General features: G+C 66.1%; 30 protein-coding genes. 3 read left to right on the top strand and 27 right to left on the bottom strand.

Annotation, left to right across the window (positions count from 1 at the left end; translation table 11 throughout):
* Nucleotide 1 precedes the first annotated feature (1 nt).
* The 24 genes from rpmD to ACIBJH_RS23935 all read right to left on the bottom strand — a co-directional run bounded on the left by rpmD (nt 2) and on the right by ACIBJH_RS23935 (nt 12,733).
* Nucleotides 2-184, bottom strand: a complete 183-nt coding sequence (gene rpmD / locus ACIBJH_RS24050; RefSeq protein WP_006376032.1) for a 50S ribosomal protein L30 — start codon at nt 182-184, stop codon at nt 2-4.
* Nucleotides 184-789, bottom strand: a complete 606-nt coding sequence (gene rpsE, locus ACIBJH_RS24045) for a 30S ribosomal protein S5 (protein WP_006376045.1) — start codon at nt 787-789, stop codon at nt 184-186. The genes rpmD and rpsE overlap by 1 nt, the downstream gene beginning before the upstream one ends.
* 37 nt (nt 790-826) lie before the next feature.
* A complete protein-coding gene (gene rplR / locus ACIBJH_RS24040) occupies nt 827-1,210 on the bottom strand; it encodes a 50S ribosomal protein L18 (RefSeq protein WP_019055526.1) in 384 nt (127 codons plus the stop codon).
* Nucleotides 1,211-1,213: 3 nt separating this feature from the next.
* The gene (gene rplF, locus ACIBJH_RS24035) at nt 1,214-1,753 is read right to left on the bottom strand and encodes a 50S ribosomal protein L6 (RefSeq protein ID WP_019072279.1); all 540 of its coding nucleotides are present in this window, start codon (nt 1,751-1,753) and stop codon (nt 1,214-1,216) included.
* A 22-nt stretch (nt 1,754-1,775) separates the two neighbouring features.
* Nucleotides 1,776-2,174, bottom strand: coding sequence for a 30S ribosomal protein S8 (gene rpsH / locus ACIBJH_RS24030; RefSeq protein ID WP_013001411.1), 399 nt, complete (start codon nt 2,172-2,174; stop codon nt 1,776-1,778).
* A gap of 213 nt (nt 2,175-2,387) precedes the next feature.
* Nucleotides 2,388-2,573 carry a type Z 30S ribosomal protein S14 gene (locus ACIBJH_RS24025; protein WP_003948630.1) on the bottom strand — a complete coding sequence of 62 codons (186 nt, stop codon included), beginning with the start codon at nt 2,571-2,573 and terminating at the stop codon, nt 2,388-2,390.
* A gap of 5 nt (nt 2,574-2,578) precedes the next feature.
* A complete protein-coding gene (gene rplE, locus ACIBJH_RS24020) occupies nt 2,579-3,136 on the bottom strand; it encodes a 50S ribosomal protein L5 (protein WP_019072280.1) in 558 nt (185 codons plus the stop codon).
* Nucleotides 3,136-3,459, bottom strand: a complete 324-nt coding sequence (gene rplX, locus ACIBJH_RS24015; RefSeq protein WP_019072281.1) for a 50S ribosomal protein L24 — start codon at nt 3,457-3,459, stop codon at nt 3,136-3,138. Before rplX ends, rplE begins: the two co-directional genes overlap by 1 nt.
* A gap of 2 nt (nt 3,460-3,461) precedes the next feature.
* Complete coding sequence (gene rplN / locus ACIBJH_RS24010; protein ID WP_003998823.1) at nt 3,462-3,830, bottom strand: 50S ribosomal protein L14; 369 nt, start codon at nt 3,828-3,830, stop codon at nt 3,462-3,464.
* A gap of 99 nt (nt 3,831-3,929) precedes the next feature.
* Entirely contained in the window at nt 3,930-4,214 is a 285-nt protein-coding gene (gene rpsQ, locus ACIBJH_RS24005; protein ID WP_399118878.1) for a 30S ribosomal protein S17, read from the bottom strand.
* Complete coding sequence (gene rpmC / locus ACIBJH_RS24000; RefSeq protein ID WP_003998824.1) at nt 4,214-4,438, bottom strand: 50S ribosomal protein L29; 225 nt, start codon at nt 4,436-4,438, stop codon at nt 4,214-4,216. The genes rpsQ and rpmC overlap by 1 nt, the downstream gene beginning before the upstream one ends.
* Nucleotides 4,438-4,857: a 50S ribosomal protein L16 gene (gene rplP / locus ACIBJH_RS23995; RefSeq protein WP_010986348.1), complete on the bottom strand. Its 420-nt coding sequence runs from the start codon at nt 4,855-4,857 to the stop codon at nt 4,438-4,440. Before rplP ends, rpmC begins: the two co-directional genes overlap by 1 nt.
* Before the next feature lie 5 nt (nt 4,858-4,862).
* Nucleotides 4,863-5,714, bottom strand: a complete 852-nt coding sequence (rpsC, locus tag ACIBJH_RS23990) for a 30S ribosomal protein S3 (RefSeq protein WP_093627312.1) — start codon at nt 5,712-5,714, stop codon at nt 4,863-4,865.
* Nucleotides 5,714-6,061, bottom strand: a complete 348-nt coding sequence (gene rplV, locus ACIBJH_RS23985; RefSeq protein ID WP_003974262.1) for a 50S ribosomal protein L22 — start codon at nt 6,059-6,061, stop codon at nt 5,714-5,716. Before rplV ends, rpsC begins: the two co-directional genes overlap by 1 nt.
* 40 nt (nt 6,062-6,101) lie before the next feature.
* Complete coding sequence (gene rpsS, locus ACIBJH_RS23980; protein WP_019055518.1) at nt 6,102-6,383, bottom strand: 30S ribosomal protein S19; 282 nt, start codon at nt 6,381-6,383, stop codon at nt 6,102-6,104.
* A gap of 12 nt (nt 6,384-6,395) precedes the next feature.
* Complete coding sequence (gene rplB / locus ACIBJH_RS23975) at nt 6,396-7,232, bottom strand: 50S ribosomal protein L2 (protein WP_262064199.1); 837 nt, start codon at nt 7,230-7,232, stop codon at nt 6,396-6,398.
* 38 nt (nt 7,233-7,270) lie between these two features.
* Nucleotides 7,271-7,690 carry a 50S ribosomal protein L23 gene (gene rplW / locus ACIBJH_RS23970; RefSeq protein WP_200681734.1) on the bottom strand — a complete coding sequence of 140 codons (420 nt, stop codon included), beginning with the start codon at nt 7,688-7,690 and terminating at the stop codon, nt 7,271-7,273.
* Nucleotides 7,690-8,346 (bottom strand): 50S ribosomal protein L4, encoded by a 657-nt coding sequence (rplD, locus tag ACIBJH_RS23965; RefSeq protein WP_399118877.1) that lies wholly within the window; start codon nt 8,344-8,346, stop codon nt 7,690-7,692. Before rplD ends, rplW begins: the two co-directional genes overlap by 1 nt.
* 7 nt (nt 8,347-8,353) lie before the next feature.
* The gene (rplC, locus tag ACIBJH_RS23960) at nt 8,354-8,998 is read right to left on the bottom strand and encodes a 50S ribosomal protein L3 (protein WP_033280016.1); all 645 of its coding nucleotides are present in this window, start codon (nt 8,996-8,998) and stop codon (nt 8,354-8,356) included.
* Between the two features lie 17 nt (nt 8,999-9,015).
* Complete coding sequence (rpsJ, locus tag ACIBJH_RS23955) at nt 9,016-9,324, bottom strand: 30S ribosomal protein S10 (RefSeq protein ID WP_003948644.1); 309 nt, start codon at nt 9,322-9,324, stop codon at nt 9,016-9,018.
* A gap of 442 nt (nt 9,325-9,766) precedes the next feature.
* Complete coding sequence (locus ACIBJH_RS23950) at nt 9,767-10,273, bottom strand: hypothetical protein (RefSeq protein WP_399118876.1); 507 nt, start codon at nt 10,271-10,273, stop codon at nt 9,767-9,769.
* A 4-nt stretch (nt 10,274-10,277) separates the two neighbouring features.
* On the bottom strand, nt 10,278-11,618 hold the full coding sequence (locus tag ACIBJH_RS23945) for an AAA family ATPase (protein ID WP_399118875.1): 1,341 nt from the start codon (nt 11,616-11,618) through the stop codon (nt 10,278-10,280).
* Between the two features lie 45 nt (nt 11,619-11,663).
* Complete coding sequence (locus ACIBJH_RS23940) at nt 11,664-11,867, bottom strand: DUF397 domain-containing protein (RefSeq protein ID WP_399118874.1); 204 nt, start codon at nt 11,865-11,867, stop codon at nt 11,664-11,666.
* Nucleotides 11,864-12,733, bottom strand: coding sequence for a Scr1 family TA system antitoxin-like transcriptional regulator (locus ACIBJH_RS23935; protein WP_399118873.1), 870 nt, complete (start codon nt 12,731-12,733; stop codon nt 11,864-11,866). The genes ACIBJH_RS23940 and ACIBJH_RS23935 overlap by 4 nt, the downstream gene beginning before the upstream one ends.
* 140 nt (nt 12,734-12,873) lie before the next feature.
* On the opposite strand from ACIBJH_RS23935, the gene ACIBJH_RS23930 reads away from it, so the two are divergent.
* From ACIBJH_RS23930 to ACIBJH_RS23920, 3 genes are all read left to right on the top strand, one after another.
* Nucleotides 12,874-13,377, top strand: coding sequence for an ATP-binding protein (locus tag ACIBJH_RS23930; RefSeq protein WP_399118872.1), 504 nt, complete (start codon nt 12,874-12,876; stop codon nt 13,375-13,377).
* Between the two features lie 206 nt (nt 13,378-13,583).
* Nucleotides 13,584-14,468 carry a helix-turn-helix domain-containing protein gene (locus ACIBJH_RS23925; protein ID WP_399118871.1) on the top strand — a complete coding sequence of 295 codons (885 nt, stop codon included), beginning with the start codon at nt 13,584-13,586 and terminating at the stop codon, nt 14,466-14,468.
* Nucleotides 14,469-14,620: 152 nt separating this feature from the next.
* On the top strand, nt 14,621-15,997 hold the full coding sequence (locus ACIBJH_RS23920; RefSeq protein WP_399118870.1) for a S41 family peptidase: 1,377 nt from the start codon (nt 14,621-14,623) through the stop codon (nt 15,995-15,997).
* Between the two features lie 60 nt (nt 15,998-16,057).
* On the opposite strand, the gene ACIBJH_RS23915 is transcribed toward ACIBJH_RS23920, so the two are convergent.
* Genes ACIBJH_RS23915 through ACIBJH_RS23905 form a run of 3 tightly spaced genes read right to left on the bottom strand, consistent with a single transcriptional unit; the run spans nt 16,058 to nt 19,555 of the window.
* On the bottom strand, nt 16,058-16,726 hold the full coding sequence (locus tag ACIBJH_RS23915) for a hypothetical protein (RefSeq protein ID WP_399118869.1): 669 nt from the start codon (nt 16,724-16,726) through the stop codon (nt 16,058-16,060).
* Between the two features lie 52 nt (nt 16,727-16,778).
* On the bottom strand, nt 16,779-19,070 hold the full coding sequence (locus ACIBJH_RS23910) for a hypothetical protein (protein ID WP_399118868.1): 2,292 nt from the start codon (nt 19,068-19,070) through the stop codon (nt 16,779-16,781).
* Nucleotides 19,071-19,084: 14 nt separating this feature from the next.
* On the bottom strand, nt 19,085-19,555 hold the full coding sequence (locus ACIBJH_RS23905; protein ID WP_399118867.1) for a hypothetical protein: 471 nt from the start codon (nt 19,553-19,555) through the stop codon (nt 19,085-19,087).
* Nucleotides 19,556-19,668: the final 113 nt, after the last annotated feature.

Below are 19,668 nucleotides of genomic sequence, written 5' to 3'. Positions count from 1 at the left end.
ATCAGTCGACCTCCTCAACCGTCACGAGGTGGCGGACGGTGTGCACCATTCCGCGGAACTCGGGGCGGTCCTCCTTGACGACCACGGTGTTGATCCCCTTGAGACCGAGGGACCGCAGTGTGTCACGGTGGTTCTGCTTGCTGCCGATGTACGACTTCGTCTGCGTGACCTTGAGGCGAGCCATTACGCACCCGCCCCGGCACGTGCACGAAGGAGAGCCGCGGGGGCGACGTCCTCAAGGGGCAGACCGCGGCGGGCCGCGATCTCCTCGGGACGCTGCAGGCCCTTGAGGGCCGCCACGGTCGCGTGCACGATGTTGATCGCGTTGGACGAGCCGAGCGACTTCGACAGGATGTCGTGCACGCCGGCGCACTCCAGGACGGCTCGCACCGGACCACCGGCGATAACGCCGGTACCGGGGGAAGCAGGCTTGAGCAGGACGACGCCCGCGGCCTTCTCGCCCGTGATCGGGTGCGGGATGGTGCCCTGGATACGGGGGACCTTGAAGAAGTGCTTCTTGGCCTCCTCAACACCCTTGGCGATGGCGGCCGGCACCTCCTTGGCCTTGCCGTAACCGACACCGACGGTGCCGTCACCGTCGCCCACCACGACGAGCGCGGTGAAGCTGAAGCGACGACCACCCTTGACAACCTTGGCGACGCGGTTGATCGCGACTACGCGCTCAACGTACGCGGTCTTCTCGGCGGCAGCAGCGCCGCCGTCACGGCCCTTCCGGTCCCGCCGCTCGCCGCCACCGGCACCGCTTCCACGGCGCTGGGGTCCAGCCATTGGATTACCTCTCTCTTTCCGCTAGCTACGGAAGCGACTAGAACTTCAGTCCGGCTTCGCGGGCGGCGTCCGCCAGGGCGGCGATGCGCCCCGCGTACTGATTGCCGCCACGGTCGAATACGACAGCCTCGACACCGGCGGCCTTGGCGCGCTCGGCGACCAGGGCGCCGACCGACTTGGCCTGCGCGGACTTGTCGCTCTCGCCGCCGCGGATCGAGGTGTCCAGGGTCGACGCCGACGCCAGGGTGTGACCCTTGATGTCGTCGATGACCTGGGCCACGATGTGGCGGTTGGAGCGGGTCACGACCAGGCGCGGACGCTCAGCCGTACCGGAAATGTGCTTCCGGATGCGGATGTGACGACGCTTGATGGCAGCACGCTTGTAAGCGTCGCCCTTAGCGATCTTCGTACCGTATGCCATGGCTTACTTACCCGCCTTTCCGACCTTGCGCCGGATGACTTCGCCCTCGTACTTGACGCCCTTGGCCTTGTACGGGTCGGGCTTGCGCAGCTTGCGGATGTTGGCCGCAACCTCGCCGACCTTCTGCTTGTCGATGCCCTCGACCGAGAAGTGGGTCGGGTTCTCGACCTTGAACGAGATGCCCTCGGGCGCCTCGACCGTGATCGAGTGGCTGTAGCCGAGCGCGAACTCAAGGTTGGATCCCTTGGCCGCGACGCGGTAACCGACACCACTGATTTCGAGCTTCTTCACGTAACCCTCGGTCACGCCGGTGATCATGTTCGCCACCAGCGTGCGGGACAGGCCGTGCAGGGCCTTGTTCTGACGCTCGTCGTTGGGGCGGGTGACGTTGAGAACGCCGTCCTCACCCTTGGCGATGTCGATCGGCGAAGCGACGGTGTGGGTCAGGGTGCCCTTGGGGCCCTTGACCGAGACCGTACGGCCGTCGATGGTGACGTCCACGCCGGCGGGAACCGTGATGGGGAGCTTGCCAATACGCGACATAGCTTCTTCCGATTCCTTTCCGCTACCAGACGTAGGCGAGAACTTCTCCGCCTACGCCCTTCTTGCCGGCCTGCTTGTCGGTGAGGAGCCCGTGGGACGTGGAGATGATCGCCACGCCGAGGCCGCCCAGCACCTTGGGCAGGGAGGTGGACTTCGCGTAAACCCGGAGACCGGGCTTGGAGATCCGCTTGATGCCCGCGATGGAGCGCTCACGGTTCGGGCCGAACTTCAGCTCAAGGACGAGGTTCTTGCCGACCTCGGCGTCCTCGACCTTCCAGCCCGTGATGAAGCCCTCCTGCTGGAGGATCTCCGCGATGTGAGACTTGATCTTGGACGCCGGCATCGTCACGGAGTCGTGGTATGCCGAGTTCGCGTTCCGCAGACGCGTAAGCATGTCTGCGATCGGATCAGTCATGGTCATGAATTGGCCTTCGGCCTCTCTCGCCGGGGTTTCCAGGTGCCCATCCCTCTCCTCGATCCGAGACGAGGCGGGTGCGGTGCGGTGGACCTACGGCGTAGTAAGTCGTATGGGCGGCAATCAGGCGCCCAACCCCCCTAGCCTAAGCCATGGAGGGGTGGGCACCTGACCGTGCCCTCTGCTTACCGAGAGCTTCGGGAGTCCGGAAGTACCGGACTACCAGGAGCTCTTGGTCACGCCCGGCAGCTCGCCACGGTGAGCCATCTCACGAAGGCACACGCGGCAGAGGCCGAACTTGCGGTACACGGAGTGCGGGCGGCCGCAGCGCTGGCAGCGGGTGTAGCCACGCACACCGAACTTGGGCTTACGAGCAGCCTTGGCAATCAGAGCCTTCTTCGCCATCTCGCTTACGCCTCCTTGAAGGGGAAGCCGAGGTGACGGAGAAGGGCACGGCCTTCGGCGTCGTTGGTCGCCGTGGTCACCACGGTGATGTCCATACCCCGGACGCGGTCGATCTTGTCCTGGTCGATCTCGTGGAACATGACCTGCTCGGTGAGACCGAAGGTGTAGTTGCCACGACCGTCGAACTGCTTGGGAGACAGACCACGGAAGTCGCGGATGCGCGGAAGCGCGAGCGACAGGGTGCGGTCCAGGAACTCCCACATGCGGTCGCCACGGAGCGTGACGTGGGCACCGATCGGCTGACCCTCGCGCAGCTTGAACTGCGCGATGGACTTGCGGGCCTTGGTGATGGCCGGCTTCTGACCGGTGATCGTGGTCAGGTCACGGACGGCACCGTCCATGAGCTTGGAGTCACGGGCGGCGTCGCCGACACCCATGTTCACCACGATCTTGACGAGGCCGGGGATCTGCATGACGTTCTCGTAGGAGAACTCCTCACGCAGCTTGCCCGCGATCTCCTCGCGGTACTTCGTCTTGAGACGCGGAGTGGTGGTGGTAGTCATCAGATGTCCTCACCCGTCCGCTTGGCAACGCGAACCTTGTTGCCCTCGTCGTCGAAGCGGTAGCCGACACGCGTGACGACCTTGTTGCCGTCCTTCTCAACGACCAGCTGGACGTTGGAGACGTGGATCGGCGCCTCGGTCGTGACGATGCCACCGGCCTGCGAGCCCTTGGCGGTGGGGCCGGCCTTGGTGTGCTTCTTGACCCGGTTGACACCCTCGACCAGGACGCGCTCGTCGCGCGGGTAAGCGGCAATGACCTTGCCCTGCTTGCCCTTGTCCTTGCCGGTGATGACCTGAACCGTGTCACCCTTCTTGATCTTCATGCTTACAGCACCTCCGGAGCCAGCGAGATGATCTTCATGAACTTCTTCTCGCGCAGCTCGCGCCCGACCGGGCCGAAGATGCGGGTACCACGAGGGTCGCCGTCGTTCTTCAGAATGACGGCGGCGTTCTCGTCGAAGCGGATGTACGAGCCGTCCGGACGGCGGCGCTCCTTCACGGTGCGAACGATGACGGCCTTGACGACGTCACCCTTCTTCACGTTGCCACCGGGGATCGCGTCCTTGACGGTGGCGACGATGACGTCACCGATGCCCGCGTAGCGGCGACCGGAGCCACCGAGCACACGGATGCAAAGGATTTCCTTCGCACCAGTGTTGTCGGCGACGCGCAGTCGCGACTCCTGCTGGATCACGTCTATCTCCTGATCGTCTGCCGGTTCCCCAAGGGCCGTTCGGTGAACGGCCCTTGGAGCCTGGCGGAACTGTCCTGCGGGGTTAGCCCCGCAGGAAAATTACTTGGCCTTTTCGAGGATCTCGACGATGCGCCAGCGCTTCGTCGCGGACAGCGGACGCGTCTCCATGAGGAGGACGCGGTCGCCGACGCCTGCGGCGTTCTGCTCGTCGTGGGCCTTGAGCTTGTTCGTACGGCGGATGACCTTGCCGTACAGCGCGTGCTTCACGCGGTCCTCGACGGCGACGACGACGGTCTTGTCCATCTTGTCGCTGACGACGAGACCCTCACGGGTCTTGCGGAAGCCGCGGGCTTCAGCGGTCTCGGTCACGTTGCTCTCACTCATCAGGCGCTCTCCACCGTCTCGATGCCCAGCTCGCGCTCACGCATCAGGGTGTAGATCCGCGCGATGTCCTTCCGGACGGCCTTGAGCCGACCGTGGTTTTCGAGCTGACCGGTCGCCGCCTGGAAGCGGAGGTTGAACAGCTCTTCCTTGGCTTCGCGGAGCTTCGCGAGAAGCTCCTCGTCACCCAGTTCGCGCAGCTCGGACGCCTTGGTACCGGCCGACATCACGCTTCACCTGCCTCGCGCTTGACGATCCGGCACTTCATCGGCAGCTTGTGGGCTGCGCGAGTGAGGGCCTCACGGGCGATCTTCTCGTTGGGGTAGGACAGCTCGAACATGACCCGGCCCGGGTGCACGTTCGCGATCCACCACTCGGGAGAACCCTTACCGGAACCCATGCGGGTCTCGGCGGGCTTCTTCGTGAGCGGGCGGTCCGGGTAGATGTTGATCCAGACCTTGCCGCCACGCTTGATGTGGCGGGTCATCGCGATACGGGCGGCCTCGATCTGGCGGTTCGTCACGTACGCCGGCGTGAGGGCCTGAATGCCGTACTCGCCGAACGAAACCTGCGTACCGCCCTTGGCCTGACCACGACGCTTGGGGTGGTGCTGCTTGCGGTGCTTGACCCTACGGGGGATCAGCATGTCGGTCAGGCCTCCGTTCCGGTGCTCTCAGCCGGAGCGGCAGCGGCGGCGGGAGCGTCGGCCTTGGGGGCCTCGGCAGCCGGCGCGGACTGCTGCTGCGGCTTGCGGCCGCGGCCGCCACGCTCGCCACCGCGGCCACCGCCACGGGCCGGGCGGTCGCCGCCCGGGCCGCCACCGCGAGCCGGGCGGTTACCCGCACGGGCAGCGGCGTTCTCGGCGCGGACCTCGGCGATGTTCTTGACGTCGCCCTTGTAGATCCAGACCTTCACACCGATACGGCCGAAGGTCGTCTTGGCCTCGAAGAAGCCGTAGTCGACGTTCGCGCGGAGCGTGTGCAGGGGCACACGGCCCTCGCGGTAGAACTCCGAGCGGGACATCTCGGCGCCGCCGAGGCGGCCACCGCACTGGATCTTGATGCCCTTGGCGCCGGCCTTCATCGCCGACTGCATGCTCTTGCGCATGGCACGGCGGAAGGAGACGCGGGAGGACAGCTGCTCGGCGACGGCCTGGGCCACCAGCTGAGCGTCCGTCTCCGGGTTCTTGACCTCAAGGATGTTGAGCTGGACCTGCTTGCCGGTCAGCTTCTCCAGGTCGCCGCGGATGCGGTCGGCCTCGGCGCCACGGCGGCCGATGACGATGCCCGGGCGCGCGGTGTGGATGTCCACACGGACGCGGTCACGGGTGCGCTCGATCTCCACCTTCGAGATGCCGGCGCGCTCCATGCCGGACGTCATCATCCGACGGATGGCGACGTCTTCCTTGACGTAGTCCTTGTACAGCTTGTCGGCGTACCACCGGGACTTGAAGTCCGTGGTGATGCCGAGCCGGAACCCGTGCGGGTTAACCTTCTGGCCCATTACCGGGTTCCTTCCTTGCTGCTGACGACCACGGTGATGTGGCTGGTCCGCTTGCGGATCCGGTAGGCGCGGCCCTGGGCACGCGGACGGAACCGCTTCAGGGTCGGGCCCTCGTCGACGTAGGCCTCGGAAATGAAGAGGCTGTCGGCGTCGGTGTGGTCGTAGTTGTGCGCGGCGTTGGCAATGGCGCTGTCCAGCACCTTGCCGACCGGCACGCTCGCGGCCTGCGGGGCGAAACGCAGGACCGCCTGAGCCTCCGTGGCGTCCATGCCACGGATGAGGTCCACCACGCGGCGGGCCTTCATGGGCGTGACGCGGATGTACCGCGCCTGGGCCCTGGCTTCCATGGTTGTCCCTTCAGTGTTTGTCATGGTCGTTCACCCCGCGCTAGCGGCGCTTCGACTTCCGGTCGTCCTTGACGTGACCCCGGAAGGTGCGCGTCGGCGAGAACTCGCCGAGCTTGTGGCCGACCATCGACTCGGTGACAAACACCGGGATGTGGGTCTTGCCGTTGTGCACCGCGATCGTGTGGCCGAGCATGGCCGGGACGATCATCGAGCGGCGGGACCAGGTCTTGATGACGTTCTTGGAGCCGGCCTCGTTCTGTACGTCCACCTTCTTGATGAGGTGGCCGTCGACGAAGGGCCCCTTCTTGAGACTGCGCGGCATCTAAACCCGCTCCTAGCGCTTCTTGTTCGTCTTGCGGCGGCGGACGATGTACTTGTTCGAAGCCTTCTTCGGCGAACGAGTACGACCCTCCTTCTGACCCCACGGGGAGACCGGGTGGCGACCACCGGAGGTCTTGCCCTCACCACCACCGTGCGGGTGGTCGACCGGGTTCATCGCAACACCGCGGACGGACGGGCGAACGCCCAGCCAACGCTTGCGGCCTGCCTTGCCCCAGTTGATGTTGCTCTGCTCGGCGTTGCCGACCTCGCCGACCGTGGCGCGGCAGCGCTGGTCGACCAGACGGATCTCACCGGAGGGCATACGAAGGTGGGCCATGGTGCCCTCCTTCGCGAGCAGCTGCACCGAGGCACCGGCGGAGCGGGCGAACTTGGCGCCGCCACCGGGACGGAGCTCGATCGCGTGGATCGTGGTACCGACCGGGATGTTGCGGAGCGCCAGGTTGTTGCCCGGCTTGATGTCGGCCCCGGGACCGTTCTCGACGCGGTCGCCCTGCTGCAGGTTGCGCGGGGCGAGGATGTAGCGCTTCTCGCCGTCCGCGTAGTGCAGCAGCGCGATGCGCGCGGTGCGGTTGGGGTCGTACTCGATGTGCGCGACCTTCGCCGGCACGCCGTCCTTGTCATGGCGACGGAAGTCGATGACTCGGTAGGCGCGCTTGTGTCCGCCACCCTGGTGGCGAACGGTCACACGACCGGAATTGTTACGGCCGCCCTTGCTGTGCAGGGGGCGAACCAGCGACTTCTCCGGCGTGGACCGCGTGACCTCGACGAAGTCGGCGACGCTGGAGCCACGACGGCCCGGCGTAGTCGGCTTGTACTTGCGGATTCCCATTTCTCAGTCCTCGTCCGATATCGGACGATCCGACCCGCTTACGCGGCCGGACCGCCGAAGATGTCGATACGGTCGCCCTCAGCGAGGGTCACGATCGCTCGCTTGGAGCCCGCGCGCTGACCGAAACCGGTCTTGGTGCGCTTGCGCTTGCCCTGGCGGTTGATCGTGTTGACCCCGGTGACCTTGACCGAGAAGACCGCCTGGACGGCCTGCTTGATCTGGGTCTTGTTGGCGCCCGGGGCCACGATGAAGGTGTACTTGCCCTCGTCGAGGAGCGCGTAGCTCTTCTCCGAGACGACCGGCTTCAGCAGCACGTCACGGGGGTCCGTGAACGACTTGCTGATCGGCGTCTCGACGGTGTTCTTGCCCTCGGTCTCGTGGCGCTTCGCCTTGGCGATGCGTGCGACCTTCTTGGCCTTGGCGGCCTTGGAGGCAATGCTCGGGTGACGCGTAGCCATCAGGCTTCGCTCCCTTCGGTGTCAGCGGCCTGGGGGCCAGACACGAAGGACTCGAAAGCGGCCTGGGTGAAGACCACGTCGTCCGAGACGAGAACGTCGTACGTGTTCAGCTGGCCCGGCTCCAGGATGTGGACCTGGGGCAGGTTGCGCGCGGAAAGCAGCGCGGCCTCGTTGGAGCGCTCGATGACCAGGAGCACGTTCTTGCGCTCGCTGACCTTGCCGAGGAAGCTCCTGGCGGCCTTGGTGGAGGGGGTCTCGCCCTCGATCACGTCGGTGATGACGTGGATGCGAGCGTTGCGGGCCCGGTCGGTGAGGGCGTGGCGCAGGGCCGCGGCCTTCATCTTCTTCGGGGTCCGCTGCGAGTAGTCGCGCGGCGTCGGGCCGTGCACGACGCCACCGCCGGCGAACTGCGGGGCGCGGGTCGAACCCTGACGGGCGCGGCCGGTGCCCTTCTGGCGGTACGGCTTCTTACCACCACCGCGGACCTCGCCACGACGCTTGACCTTGTGCGTGCCCTGACGGGCGGCGGCCAGCTGTGCGACGACGACCTGGTGAAGCAGCGGGATGCTGATCTTCTCTACGTCGAAGATCTCGGCCGGGAGCTCGATAGTCCCGGCGGTGTCGCCGGAGGGCGACAGAATGTCAATGGTGCTCATAGTGTCCTCAGGCCCCCTTGGCCGCGGTGCGGACCAGGACGAGGCCGCCGTTCGGACCCGGGATGGCTCCCTTGATGAGGAGCAGTCCCTTCTCCGCGTCAACGGCGTGAACGGTCAGGTTCTGGGTGGTGACCCGCTCGTTGCCCATGCGGCCCGCCATGCGGACGCCCTTGAACACACGGCCCGGGGTGGCACAGCCACCGATGGAGCCGGGAGAGCGGTGCTTGCGCTGGACACCGTGACCGGCGCCGAGGCCACGGAAGTTGTGGCGCTTCATGACACCGGCGAAGCCCTTGCCCTTGCTCTTGCCGGTCACGTCGACCTTGACGCCGGCCTCGAACACCTCAGCGGTGATCTCCTGGCCGAGCGTGTACTCGGAGGCGCCCGCGGTGCGGATCTCGACGAGGTGGCGACGCGGCGTGACATCGGCCTTGGCGAAGTGGCCCTTGAGGGGCTTGTTCACCTTGCGCGGGTCGATCTCGCCGAAGGCGATCTGGACCGACTCGTAGCCGTCACTGTCGTTCGTACGGACCTGGGTCACGACGTTGGGCCCGGCCTTGACGACAGTCACGGGAACAACACGGTTGTTCTCGTCCCAAACCTGCGTCATGCCGAGCTTCTCGCCCAGGATGCCCTTGATCTGCTTAGCCATCTTCAGCTCACCGACCCCTAGAGCTTGATCTCGATGTCGACACCGGCCGGGAGGTCGAGTCGCATCAGAGAGTCAACGGTCTTGGGGGTGGGGTCGAGGATGTCGATCAGGCGCTTGTGCGTGCGCATCTCGAAGTGCTCGCGAGAGTCCTTGTACTTGTGCGGCGACTTGATGACGCAGTACACGTTCTTCTCAGTGGGCAGCGGCACCGGGCCCGCGACCGACGCACCAGTGCGGGTCACCGTCTCGACGATCTTCTTCGCCGAGCTGTCGATGACCTCGTGGTCGTAGGCCTTGAGCCGGATGCGGATCTTCTGTCCCGCCATGGCTACTCAGTAGTCCTGTCTCTAGTAACGCTCTGCACCCCGGCAAGCTCTTCTGCTCGCTTCACTCTTCGATTCCTCCGACCCACGCGGTCGGGTGTGTCGCGCTCTCACCGACACAGAAGTCCCAAGGTTCGGAACTTCCCTACTGGGAAAGCACGGCCCTTCCGGAACCGCAAGCCGAGGGCGAAGAAGCCCACCGGGTGCCTGGTCGGCGCCGCACTGACACTTCCCGAAAGATTCCCGTACGTCCGCCCCAGCGCTGCCGTTAAGACAGTTGGGACGACGAGTACCGTGGGACTCGCTTCCGGTCCTCCCGACGGGAGGCGCGCAGCATCAACACTCGACCGAGCAACTCGGACAGTCTGCCATATGGGGCAGGGCGCTGGCCAATCGGGGCGTAGAGATTACCCGGGGAGTGACGCAGGTCAAACACGGACACGTCTCAGGGCAGCTCGGCCCATGTGCTCATCGTTTCCTCCAGCGTCCAGATCCGCACTCGGGCCTGCACGCGCGACGCGAAGAGGTCACGCTCCGCGACAATGCTCAGGTCACCAGTGCCCAGCTGTTCGGTCGCGGCATGCTCGCACAAGTCCATTCCCGTACGACCCCCGTCGCAGAGGGTGGTCAGGAAGGTGCCGTCCCAGGTGCGCTCGCGAAGGCGCCACGGAGCCTCACCCGCCGCGGTCCTGCGCAGAGTTTTCATGAACACATCGGCGCAGTGGCGGCGAGCCCCGCCCGCACCGACCTGGAAGACGTGGTTTCCGGTCTCGACCACGGTCGCGGTGGGCAGCACAAAGGTCACCCCAGCTCTCAGCCGGACGTCCATCTCTGCCAGAACGTCCGCCCGGCGATCGTTCATAAAAGGAACATCGAGGATCTCGACGAAGACGGAAGTGTCCAGAAAATCGACGACGGGCAGGTCGAACCCAGTACCAGACCGCTTACTCACGCGCTCACAGGCTCCTCAGGAAGTCCTCGACGGTAGCCACTCCCGCATCACGGGGGCGTACGGCATCGAGCAGGCGCCCCTTACTCACGGCGTCCCCCAGATCCCCCGCAGCGAGGAGATCCACGTAGCCAGGCAGTTCCGTGAGCCGTGTAAGGCGACTCTCGCCGGACTCCGGGTCCCGGCTGCACACGACGACGCCAGAGTGGTCCTCGGCCGTGAGCGAGTTCAGCAGGGCAGGGCTGTGTGTGGTGAACAGGACGTCGATACGACGGCGCTGCGACTCCTCTTTCATCAGATGGAGCACACGGGAGGCCTGCGTGGGATAGAGACCGTTCTCGATCTCCTCGATCACCAGGTGGCGCTGAGCCCCCGGATGCCCCTTGTCGTCCTCTGCCGACGCACTGAGCAGCGCCGTGCCGAATGCCAGGAAGCGCAGCATGCCGTCGCTGAGGAGTCTGGCCGGGACATCGTGCTCGATCCCGTGATAGCCCGCCTCCTTCAGGATCAGTTGCACATCGCCGAGTCGCGTCTCGACCTTGCCGATGGCCCGCACGGGAAACTCCGGCATGCCCGCCACCAACTCCTTGAGCCGGGCAAAGGCCGCAGCGTCCCTTCTCATCAGCTCCACGACGGCTGCGCTGAGGTTGTCGCCGCTGCGCCGAAGATCCCCGTCACGGGAGTTCACGTACTGCCTCATCAGATGCGGGACCGGATCCAGCAGGAAGACCTCGCGCAACACATGGAGAACGTCCTGTACAGCCTGGTGCACGAGCCTGGCCGCCTCGGTCGTGGCGGGCACTCGCAGAGGTACCTGGCCCGTCAGCAAACGGTCCGAGGAGAACGGGACACCGGGATCCATCCCGCGCCGGCCGTTGAAGCACCGCACGTTGAGATCACTGCGACGCTGATCCACAGGGTCGCTGACCAGCAAGGGCCGGCCAGCGCCCAGACGTCGTCCTGCATAACGCACGCCTTCCACCGCCGTCAGTTCCTCATGCAGCACGCGGACCTCCGGGACGGTCGCGATCTCCACGTCGAGGTCGTACACGGCGTCTCCGGACCGGACCCGGCACCCCAGTCGGAACGAGTGCTGCCCGAGCGGCGCGCACCCATCCGCGCCACCTCGGATCGGCTCCTCGCCGCCGCTGCGCGGACCATCCAGAGCGTCCCGCAGCGAATCCCCCGGCGCAGCCAGACGAGAGAGCACCATAAGGGCGTCCAGGGCGTTGGACTTGCCGCTGCCGTTGCGACCAATCAGTACCGTGAGGTCGTCAAGCGGAAGACGCTGCTCGGTGAAGCTCTTGAAGGAGGTCAGGCGTACCTCCTCCAGACGGGGAGTCTCCACCGGGCACCTCTCTCACTCACGCGACACGGCTGCGGTCCCCCTCAGCTAAGCAGCAGCTTGCTCGACCCGTCCAACACCTGACACGAAGCCGGACCAGGTGTCAGGAGCGAAGGTCAGGCGGGGTCCGGCGATGTTCTTGGAGTCGCGGACGAGGATGGTGTGCGGGGTGGTGGCTATCTCGACGCAGTCGCTGGGGTTACTGCTGTCGCTGTAGCTGCTCTTGAACCAGTGGAGTTCCGAGGTGCTCATAGTGCTCCCAGCGCTTGCTCGATGAAGGCCAGCGACTCCCCTGGTGAGAGAGCCTGAGCCCGGATGATGCCATACCGCAGTTCGAGGATTCGGAGCTGGCGTGGGCTTTCGACAGGGCGACCGCCGAACTCGTCGTCGGTGCGTCCCGCTCCCGTGCCGTCCTTGAACTTCAGCACCTGAATGCGACCACTTGTTCCTGGGTGGTCCGCACGTGCGGTTGGCATCACCTGGAACTCGACGTTCGGCAACCTGGCCACCTCCAGCAGGTGTTCAAGCTGTCGGCGCAGCACCGTTGTCCCGCCGATGGGGCGTTCGAGAGTCACCTGCTCCTGGACGAAGCTGAGTTCCGGAGCGGGCTCCCGCTCGAAGATGACCCGACGAGCCATACGGGCGGCAACCGCCCGCTCCAACGCCTCCGTTGACAGCTTGGGCCGCCACGTCCCGAGGAGCGCCCGTGCGAACTCCTGTGTCTGCAACAACCCATGGATGTTGTGGTTGCTGTACAGCTGAAGCTCGACCGCGTTGTCCTCCATCTTCTTCAGATCCCGCACCTTCTTCGGGTACTGGGCCTTCTCCACATCCTCCTTGAACGCCTTCAGATGCCCACCCGCGTTCAGGACGTCGTCGGCCCGGTCCAGGAACTCCACCCGAGGGATCCGCACCCCGCGCTCGATCTTGCGGATCATGTCCTCGCCGTATCCCATGACGTGGGCGAAGTCGGCCACCCGCATCCCGGCCTGCTCTCGGCAGCACCTGACGAGTCGCCCCACCGCCTCCACCAACGGCGCGCTCTCGTCGCCGGGTTCGAGGTCCCAGCCGGCCTCGTCCACACCCTCGTTCTCGTTGCTCACGCTTTCGTCGTTCATGGCCACCCACCTCCAACGCGCACCCGTACCCGTACGTCGTCCGAGACAGCCGAGACAACGCGAGACAACGACGGGACAGCGCGGATACGTACAGGCGTCATCGCACGTCAAGGCAAGCAGCCTCGGCCACGCTGAGTGACGTGAATCAAGAAACAGCCGAGCCCGAGGCCCAACTCCCCAACCCCGTCCGCAACTTCAGCGCACTCCTGCCACCCACACCCCGGGGAGCGCACCAGGCCCGCCTGCTGGCGGTACGGCAACTCCGCGACTGGGAAATCCCATTGGCCCCGGCGGAGCAGATCGTGGCCGAGCTGGCGGCCAACGCGGCCACGCACGGCCGCGTACCGGGCCGGGACTTCAGACTCACGCTCTACGTCGTCGCCGCCACCCTGCGCATCGAGGTCACCGACACCTGCGGCGACCGCCTGCCCCGCCCCCAACACCCGGCTGCGGAAGCCGAGTCCGGCCGTGGGCTCCTCCTCGTCGAGGCGCTGGCCGACCGCTGGGGCGTAGCCCGGGGGCCGCGCCCGCGCAAGACGATCTGGGCTGAACTGAACGTCGCACCGGAATCACCGGAGCCACCGATCTCCGGAAACCCGAACTCCGGTGAAAGTGACGCCCTTCCCCAAGAACCACGACGGTGAAAGAACCCCCACCAAGCCCCACCCCACCCTCCCGCCGACTCGGCCCGCCGCTCACCCATCTGGGTGAACATCGTCAACTGGGCTGGATTCCGGGCAGGTTGCGTGATCTACGCTCAGCGCAAACAACTCCAGACATACGACGGCCCTCGCCGGGACTGGCATCCCAAGGCGAGGGCCTGACCACCAAGGAAGCAGCAACCTTCCCGATGGATACACGCGACACTACCGCGCCCCCGCACGCCCGGTCCCGGCACACCGCCGACAAACACCCGAACCAGCGGCACCGGACACCCGGAGTTGGACTCACACACGACAACTCCCGCCACACCACCCGCTTCACGGTGATCGGCAACCACCTCGCCCAGCACCCGGAGTTGTCGGCCCTGGCGATCGGCCTCGGCGTCCACATCCAGTCGCTCCCCGCAGGCTCCCGCGCCGACATCAACACCCTCGCCGCCCGCTTCCCCGAGGGCAGGACCCGAATCGCCGCCGCGCTAAGGGAGTTGGAGACCCACGGCTACCTCCGCCGCGAACGCCACCGCATCCCCGACGGCCGCATCATCACCCGCACGATCTCCTGCAACCAGCCCGGCGGCGGACGCAGAGACCACACGGAACCCCACGCACCCCACACGCCACCAAAAGCGCCCGCGCCCCGGCGCGAACGGGCACCCCGCAAGCCCCTACCCGCCGTACCGCGCCCCGCGTACCCGGCTCCCGCCCTCCTCCAAACGGCCACCGATCTCCTCACCGACCTCCGCCGCCACACCCCGGACCTCCTCCTGTCGGCCTGCGACACGGCCCACCTGGCCCAGGGGGTCGCGGCCTGGCTGGAGCGGGATGTCACCCCCACCGCCGTACGCCACGCACTCACCACAGACCTCCCACCCGAAGGCCTACGCCGCCCCGCAGCCCTCCTGGCCCACCGCCTGACGGCCCAGCTCCCGCCCCCACCACCGTTCCGCGCCCCGACACCACCACCAGCGGTCCGAAACCCACTCCAGAACTGCGACAACTGCGACCGCGCCTTCCGCTCACCCACCCCAGGACGCTGCCACGACTGCCGAACCGATCTCCCGAAGGCCGCCTAGCATGAAGGGGACGATCCAGTAGGGCCATGAGGGGGTTTCCCTCACCCCAATGCTCGGGTGTGCCGGATGGCAGGGGCGGCGGCCGGTCGGTCAAGGTTGTGAGACATGCAGGTCAAGCAGGTCGGACAGCCGCTCCACGGGGAGATCAGAACGTGCGTATCGCCACCGTCATTGCCTTGACCCTCGCCACAGGCATCGCCGCGCCGGCCGCGTCCGCCGCCGGCGCCGACCGCACCACCGACGGCCTCTGGCGCATGGACGGCTACGGCACGGTCGTGGCTGTCGGCCACGGCAGGTACGAGGAGTACCAGACCACCGCAGTGAGCTGTCTGAAGGGCGACACCGCCCGGCGGACGGGCCCGGGGACGTACACGCTGGACGGCGACGTCCTCACAGTGCGGCCGGGCAAAGACAGGAACCACGCGTCGGTGGCGGTGGCCAGTTCGGTCGGCCACCGGAACCTGCACCGCATCTCCTCCCTGCCGCCGGCCTGCACTCACCCCACCCCCAAGGACCCGCTGACCACCTTCGACGTCTTCTGGCAGTCCTACGAGGAGAACTACCCGTTCTTCGCGGCCAAGGGCATCGACTGGCACGCGGTACGGAACGAATACCGCCCGCAGGTGCACAAGGACACGACCAGGACGGAACTGTTCGGCATCTTCAGCAGGATGGTGCGTCCGCTCTACGACGCCCACGTCGCGGTCCAGGACGGCGACCGCGTGTTCGCCGAGGGCCGCCCCGGCACGGCGGTGCCCGACGAGGAACTGGACGCGAAGGTCAAGAAGTTCATCGAGACGCGGGATCTGGCGAAGGCCCCGTACCGCCAGGACTTCGCCAATGGCCGTATTACGTACGCGGACGTGGCGGGCGGCAACCGTCTCGGCTACCTCCGCATCTCCGGCTTCGACGGCTACCTGCCGGACGAGGACGCGTCGTACGCGGCCCAACTGACCGAACTGGACCGGGCGTTGAACACCGTCCTCACACCGCAACGCTCACGTCACCTGCACGGCCTGATCATCGACCTGCGCATCAACGGCGGCGGCTCCGACGCCCTCGGCATCCACATCGCGGAACGCCTCACCGACACCCCCTACATCGCGTACACCAAGCGCGCCCGCAACGACCCGGCGAACCCGAACCGCCACACCCGCCCCGAGCCGATCCCGGTGCTCCCGGCCCACGCCCCGCACTACACCGGCCCGGTGGCCCTGCTGACCGGCGGCTCGACGGTGAGCGCGGGCGAGACCTTCACCCAGGCCCTGATCGACCGCCCCGGCCACACGATCCGCATCGGCCGGCCCACCCAGGGCGTCTTCTCCGACGTCATGGAACGCAAACTCCCCAACGGCATGACCGCCTGGCTCCCGAACGAGGAGTACCTGACCAACTCGGGCCGGACGTTCGACGGAGCGGGGATTCCGCCGCAGGTGACGGTTCCTGTGTTCACGAAGGAGGAGTGCGCGGCGGGGCGGGATTCGGGGTTCGATCGGGCGGTGGAGATGCTGGGCGATGACCGTTCCTGAAGGACTGCGCGGCTTCTACGGCCACCAGATCCCTCGCGTACCTCGACAGGATCGCGCCGCCTACGCCTCGGGCGGCATGCTGAAGGTGTCCGAAAGACCGGAGCTCGTCTCGCAGTTGAGCAGGCTCGCGAGAGTACGGCTTGAGCCGTGCAGGATGCGCAGGTTGTCCGTACGCGCCGCAGCGGCTGATTCGCTCGCCTCGTACCGGCTCCGCACTTCTCCCCGTATCAGAACGGGCGCGCCTGAACTCCCGCTGAACTTGCCACTGGTGCACTCGAAATAGAGAACGCCGACTTTGACACCGGCGAGGGCCAACTTCCCCATTCGGTATTCCTTGAAAGTCTCGGCGGCCTGACCTTTTCCGGGTGAATCCTCAGGAAGGTAGTAGCTGACCATCACAGAATCGAGTCCTGACGATCCTTTGTAGGCTCCGCAGAAGGAGATACTGGAGAGATCCCCGACTCCCCCGGCCTCGTACCGTGCGACCACCTGATCAGCGGTCCGTTGCGGATGTCCGATGAAGGAGGTCTTCACGGAAACGGGAATGTCGGCCACGCGCTTCATGGCCGCCTTGACCGAGGAACTCAAAGACCTGTCGCAGGATTCGCTCGCCGGGCTCCGACTCGGCGGATCCGCCGCCTTCGATCCCCCGCCCTGGCAGCCCGCCACAGTGAGAGCCACTGCGATCAGGACTGGTGTCATCTTCGGGCACTTCATCAGCAATACCATTCGTCTGTACGGTGGCGAGAGTGACCTCCCACGCGGCGGGCAACAACTCGCGTCAGGTCTTGGGAAGCGCACCCCGCTGGCTCTCTCCGTTGGTCCCCTTCCCGTACCCGGCGTCCAGGGCATCCTCCAGGTCCTGCCCGAAGCCGTCGTCATCGTTCGAGATGCCGTGACTCAGCATGAAGCTGTTCATCGGGGCTGCCGCCGCGACTTGGCCCGCCCGATAGATCTCGGTCCGCTGCTCCTGAATGGTGCTTCCGCTGTCCTGTTGCATCGTCTCCGCGCCGTCGCCGATCACGGTGCCGATCTGCTGCGAGATGGCGCCTTCTCCCGCGCCCATGAAGACAGGAATCAGTGTGCCTGCCACACCGACGGCAGCCACGGGTGGCAGGAAAGCCGCTCCGGCGGCGATGCCGACGCCCGCGCCGAACGAGACCCAACTCGCCTTCTGGCCCAGGCTCTTGTTGTATTCAGCGTCCCTCGCGAGCCCCTCTGCCCTGACCTGATCCGCCCTGGACTGATCGAGGATTCCCTGAATCTCCGCACCGGTACGAACGATCTCCCGGGCGTGCGGCTGATTGATGTGGTTCCCGTCGGCCTGCGCTTCCAGCGCGCTCGTTCCGTAGATCTGCTGAGCGGTCGAGATGTCCGAGTAGCCGTCCGGGTGCTGGCCGACCGAACTCAGGAACTTGATGGCATTGCTCGATCCGAACTGCGCATGGCCGGCCGAATCGGTCGGAGAGAACAGGCTGTCCGCCCTGTTGTCGTTCAGCGCCCAGTTCAGATCGTCGATGTAGCCGGCCCCCATACGACCGAGACTGTCCGTAAGGGGATCCTGGACGTTCTCCGGATTGCCGTACGTCGCCACGACCTTTTCCATGATCGCGGCCGAGGTTCCGTCCCGGACCAGCTTGGGCGCGGGGTCGTCGTACGCGTGCCCCAGCGTCGCTGCCTCCAGCGCGTGCCCTAGTGCGTCCGGTCCACTGTCACGGGCATGCGCGGCAGCGTCGCTGCCGGGAGCGACAAGGCTGTCCGGCGGCCACTCGAAGTCCTTGTTCGTCAACTCGTCGAAGTACGTGTAGTCGAGGGTGCCGGCCTTCACAGTGCCGTCCTCGTTGTACACCGTGGGCTTCATGTCGTCCGAGAAGAACAGTTTCGATGCCTCGGGGCTGTGCCCGAGCCCTTCCAGCACGCTGGTGAGCGGGTCGTAGCCGGCACCGGTCTTCCCCGACGGGTTGAATCCCCAGTCGAGGTCGGAACCCCCTGTCATCGGCTTGTTGCCCAGGAAGAAGTCGGGGTCCTTGTGGTGCAGTTGAACGATGTGTTCGGCGATGGGGTTGATGAACTTCGGATCGTAGTTCCCGTACCGAAGCAGCCCACCGAGGATCTGGTAACCGTAGGGGGAGTTGATCGCGCCCGGATAGAGCTCGATCTGCTTGGTTCCCAGCTTTCTGAACTCGTCCCCCCAAGTGGTCGGCAGATGAGGTTCGTTGGCGGTGTTGGTCGCCGTGGCGAGAGCGATGCCCATGCTGCTCTGGAGCTGCCTGGTCAGGGCCAGGCGCTGCTTGTCATCGCCTTCCGTGCCGTCGAGAGCCATACGGCCGTAGAACGTGAGCGTCTCCTCGGTTCCACCGAGAGACTTGTAGAAGGCGGTGGTGAAGTCGGGATCCTTCGCGTTCCACTTCATGAGGGAGTCGAACTCGGCGAGCTGCTTGTCGGTCATCTCCGTGCCGAGTTCGGCCAGTTCGGTGGCCCGCCGTTGCTCCGCGTCGTCCAGGGACGTGTATGTCTCATGGCCGAAGTTGTGACCGTCCTTGCCGTGGCTCTTGTTGAGAGCGCGAGCCACCGAGTCGTCGATCTCCTGGGCGTGGGCCACCAGGTTGGCGATGCGACTGGCCAGGTGGTGGGCCTCGTCGAGCTGCTCCTGGGTATGCGTGTCGTCCGTGGTGCGATCGTGCGGGAAGAACACGTGGATCACCGGGCTGCCGCCCTCGTTCCCGTAGTCCTCCACCTTTACGCCGAGCCCCGGCGCTTCCTTGTGGAGCGCGGTCTCCAACTTCTTCTGGATTCCGACGAGTTCGGTGTGGGCGTCGTCGAGAACCTTGTGGATGCTGCTGGCCTCGGCATGCGCGTCCTTGAACTCCTTGGCAGTCTTTCCCACGAACTCCCGTGTGACATCCGAGTTCACGCCGGCCCAGCGGGCACCGTCCGCCTTTGCCCGCAGGCCTGTTTCGGCCCTGGTCGCCAGATCGTCGAGCTTGTCGACGACGGATTTCCAGTCGGCGACACTGGCCTCCAGCTTCCCCAGATCGACTTCCGCCAGATTCGTCATCGTGACCCCGGACACGGCCGCAACCTCCGTTACTTGAAGTACTTGTTGAGCTGCGACACCGACAGGGCGGAGCCACCGGCGTCTCGCGCCGATGCCGCGATCAGTGCGTCGTCATGAGCGTGCGTCTTCTGGGTGTAGTCGAGGTGGTTCGAAATATGGGCACACGCCTGAAGGAGTGATTGCACCTGACTCGTCCATGTCGTGACGGTCTGCGACATGGCGGGGCCCATGGAGAAGTTCTGCGCCTTCAGTTCGGCAGCGGCCCGCATCGTGGATCCGTTGCCCTGCTTGTCCGCGCCCATACCGTCGACGTCCGCCGCCCTGCGGAGATCGTCGTGGAGGGTGAACGCTTCATGGCCGACAGCGCCGAGGTCGTCCTGGTGCACCACCAGATCACCACTGCTGCCGGCGCTGTCCGCGGGAAGCTGGTTGAGCCTCATGTGCGCCGAGCCCCTCTGGGCCGCGTCGGCCTTGAGCTGCTCCCACTCGTCCCAGGCCATCGCCCCGAGTCCTCCCCTGATCCCCGTACCCCGGCAACCGGCCCGACCGGCCACGGAGTTCTTACCAGATCCTCAACTTACCCAACGGCAGGGGCGACCTGACCCTCGAAGGT

Origin of the sequence: Streptomyces sp. NPDC050548, from assembly GCF_044457385.1 — a bacterium.
In the GTDB taxonomy this organism is placed as follows: Bacteria; Actinomycetota; Actinomycetes; order Streptomycetales; family Streptomycetaceae; genus Streptomyces.
This window is presented reverse-complemented; position numbering and strand designations above follow the sequence as displayed.

Coding starts and splice junctions, on each gene's coding strand:
- rpmC (WP_003998824.1), bottom strand. CDS start 4,438: ATGTCGGCCGGTACCAAGGCGTCCGAGCTGCGCGAACTGGGTGACGAG.
- ACIBJH_RS23915 (WP_399118869.1), bottom strand. CDS start 16,726: ATGGTATTGCTGATGAAGTGCCCGAAGATGACACCAGTCCTGATCGCA.
- rpsQ (WP_399118878.1), bottom strand. CDS start 4,214: ATGAGTGAGAGCAACGTGACCGAGACCGCTGAAGCCCGCGGCTTCCGC.
- rpsH (WP_013001411.1), bottom strand. CDS start 2,174: ATGACCATGACTGATCCGATCGCAGACATGCTTACGCGTCTGCGGAAC.
- rplF (WP_019072279.1), bottom strand. CDS start 1,753: ATGTCGCGTATTGGCAAGCTCCCCATCACGGTTCCCGCCGGCGTGGAC.
- rpsE (WP_006376045.1), bottom strand. CDS start 789: ATGGCTGGACCCCAGCGCCGTGGAAGCGGTGCCGGTGGCGGCGAGCGG.
- rplR (WP_019055526.1), bottom strand. CDS start 1,210: ATGGCATACGGTACGAAGATCGCTAAGGGCGACGCTTACAAGCGTGCT.
- ACIBJH_RS23940 (WP_399118874.1), bottom strand. CDS start 11,867: ATGAGCACCTCGGAACTCCACTGGTTCAAGAGCAGCTACAGCGACAGC.
- rplC (WP_033280016.1), bottom strand. CDS start 8,998: ATGGCTAAGCAGATCAAGGGCATCCTGGGCGAGAAGCTCGGCATGACG.
- rpsJ (WP_003948644.1), bottom strand. CDS start 9,324: ATGGCGGGACAGAAGATCCGCATCCGGCTCAAGGCCTACGACCACGAG.
- rplX (WP_019072281.1), bottom strand. CDS start 3,459: ATGAAGATCAAGAAGGGTGACACGGTTCAGGTCATCACCGGCAAGGAC.
- ACIBJH_RS23925 (WP_399118871.1), top strand. CDS start 13,584: ATGGATACACGCGACACTACCGCGCCCCCGCACGCCCGGTCCCGGCAC.
- rplE (WP_019072280.1), bottom strand. CDS start 3,136: ATGACTACCACCACCACTCCGCGTCTCAAGACGAAGTACCGCGAGGAG.
- ACIBJH_RS23935 (WP_399118873.1), bottom strand. CDS start 12,733: ATGAACGACGAAAGCGTGAGCAACGAGAACGAGGGTGTGGACGAGGCC.
- rplD (WP_399118877.1), bottom strand. CDS start 8,346: ATGAGCACCATTGACATTCTGTCGCCCTCCGGCGACACCGCCGGGACT.
- rplV (WP_003974262.1), bottom strand. CDS start 6,061: ATGGAAGCCAGGGCCCAGGCGCGGTACATCCGCGTCACGCCCATGAAG.
- rplP (WP_010986348.1), bottom strand. CDS start 4,857: ATGCTGATCCCCCGTAGGGTCAAGCACCGCAAGCAGCACCACCCCAAG.
- ACIBJH_RS24025 (WP_003948630.1), bottom strand. CDS start 2,573: ATGGCGAAGAAGGCTCTGATTGCCAAGGCTGCTCGTAAGCCCAAGTTC.
- rplW (WP_200681734.1), bottom strand. CDS start 7,690: ATGGCTACGCGTCACCCGAGCATTGCCTCCAAGGCCGCCAAGGCCAAG.
- rpsC (WP_093627312.1), bottom strand. CDS start 5,714: ATGGGCCAGAAGGTTAACCCGCACGGGTTCCGGCTCGGCATCACCACG.
- ACIBJH_RS23905 (WP_399118867.1), bottom strand. CDS start 19,555: ATGGCCTGGGACGAGTGGGAGCAGCTCAAGGCCGACGCGGCCCAGAGG.
- rpmD (WP_006376032.1), bottom strand. CDS start 184: ATGGCTCGCCTCAAGGTCACGCAGACGAAGTCGTACATCGGCAGCAAG.
- rpsS (WP_019055518.1), bottom strand. CDS start 6,383: ATGCCGCGCAGTCTCAAGAAGGGGCCCTTCGTCGACGGCCACCTCATC.
- rplB (WP_262064199.1), bottom strand. CDS start 7,232: ATGGGAATCCGCAAGTACAAGCCGACTACGCCGGGCCGTCGTGGCTCC.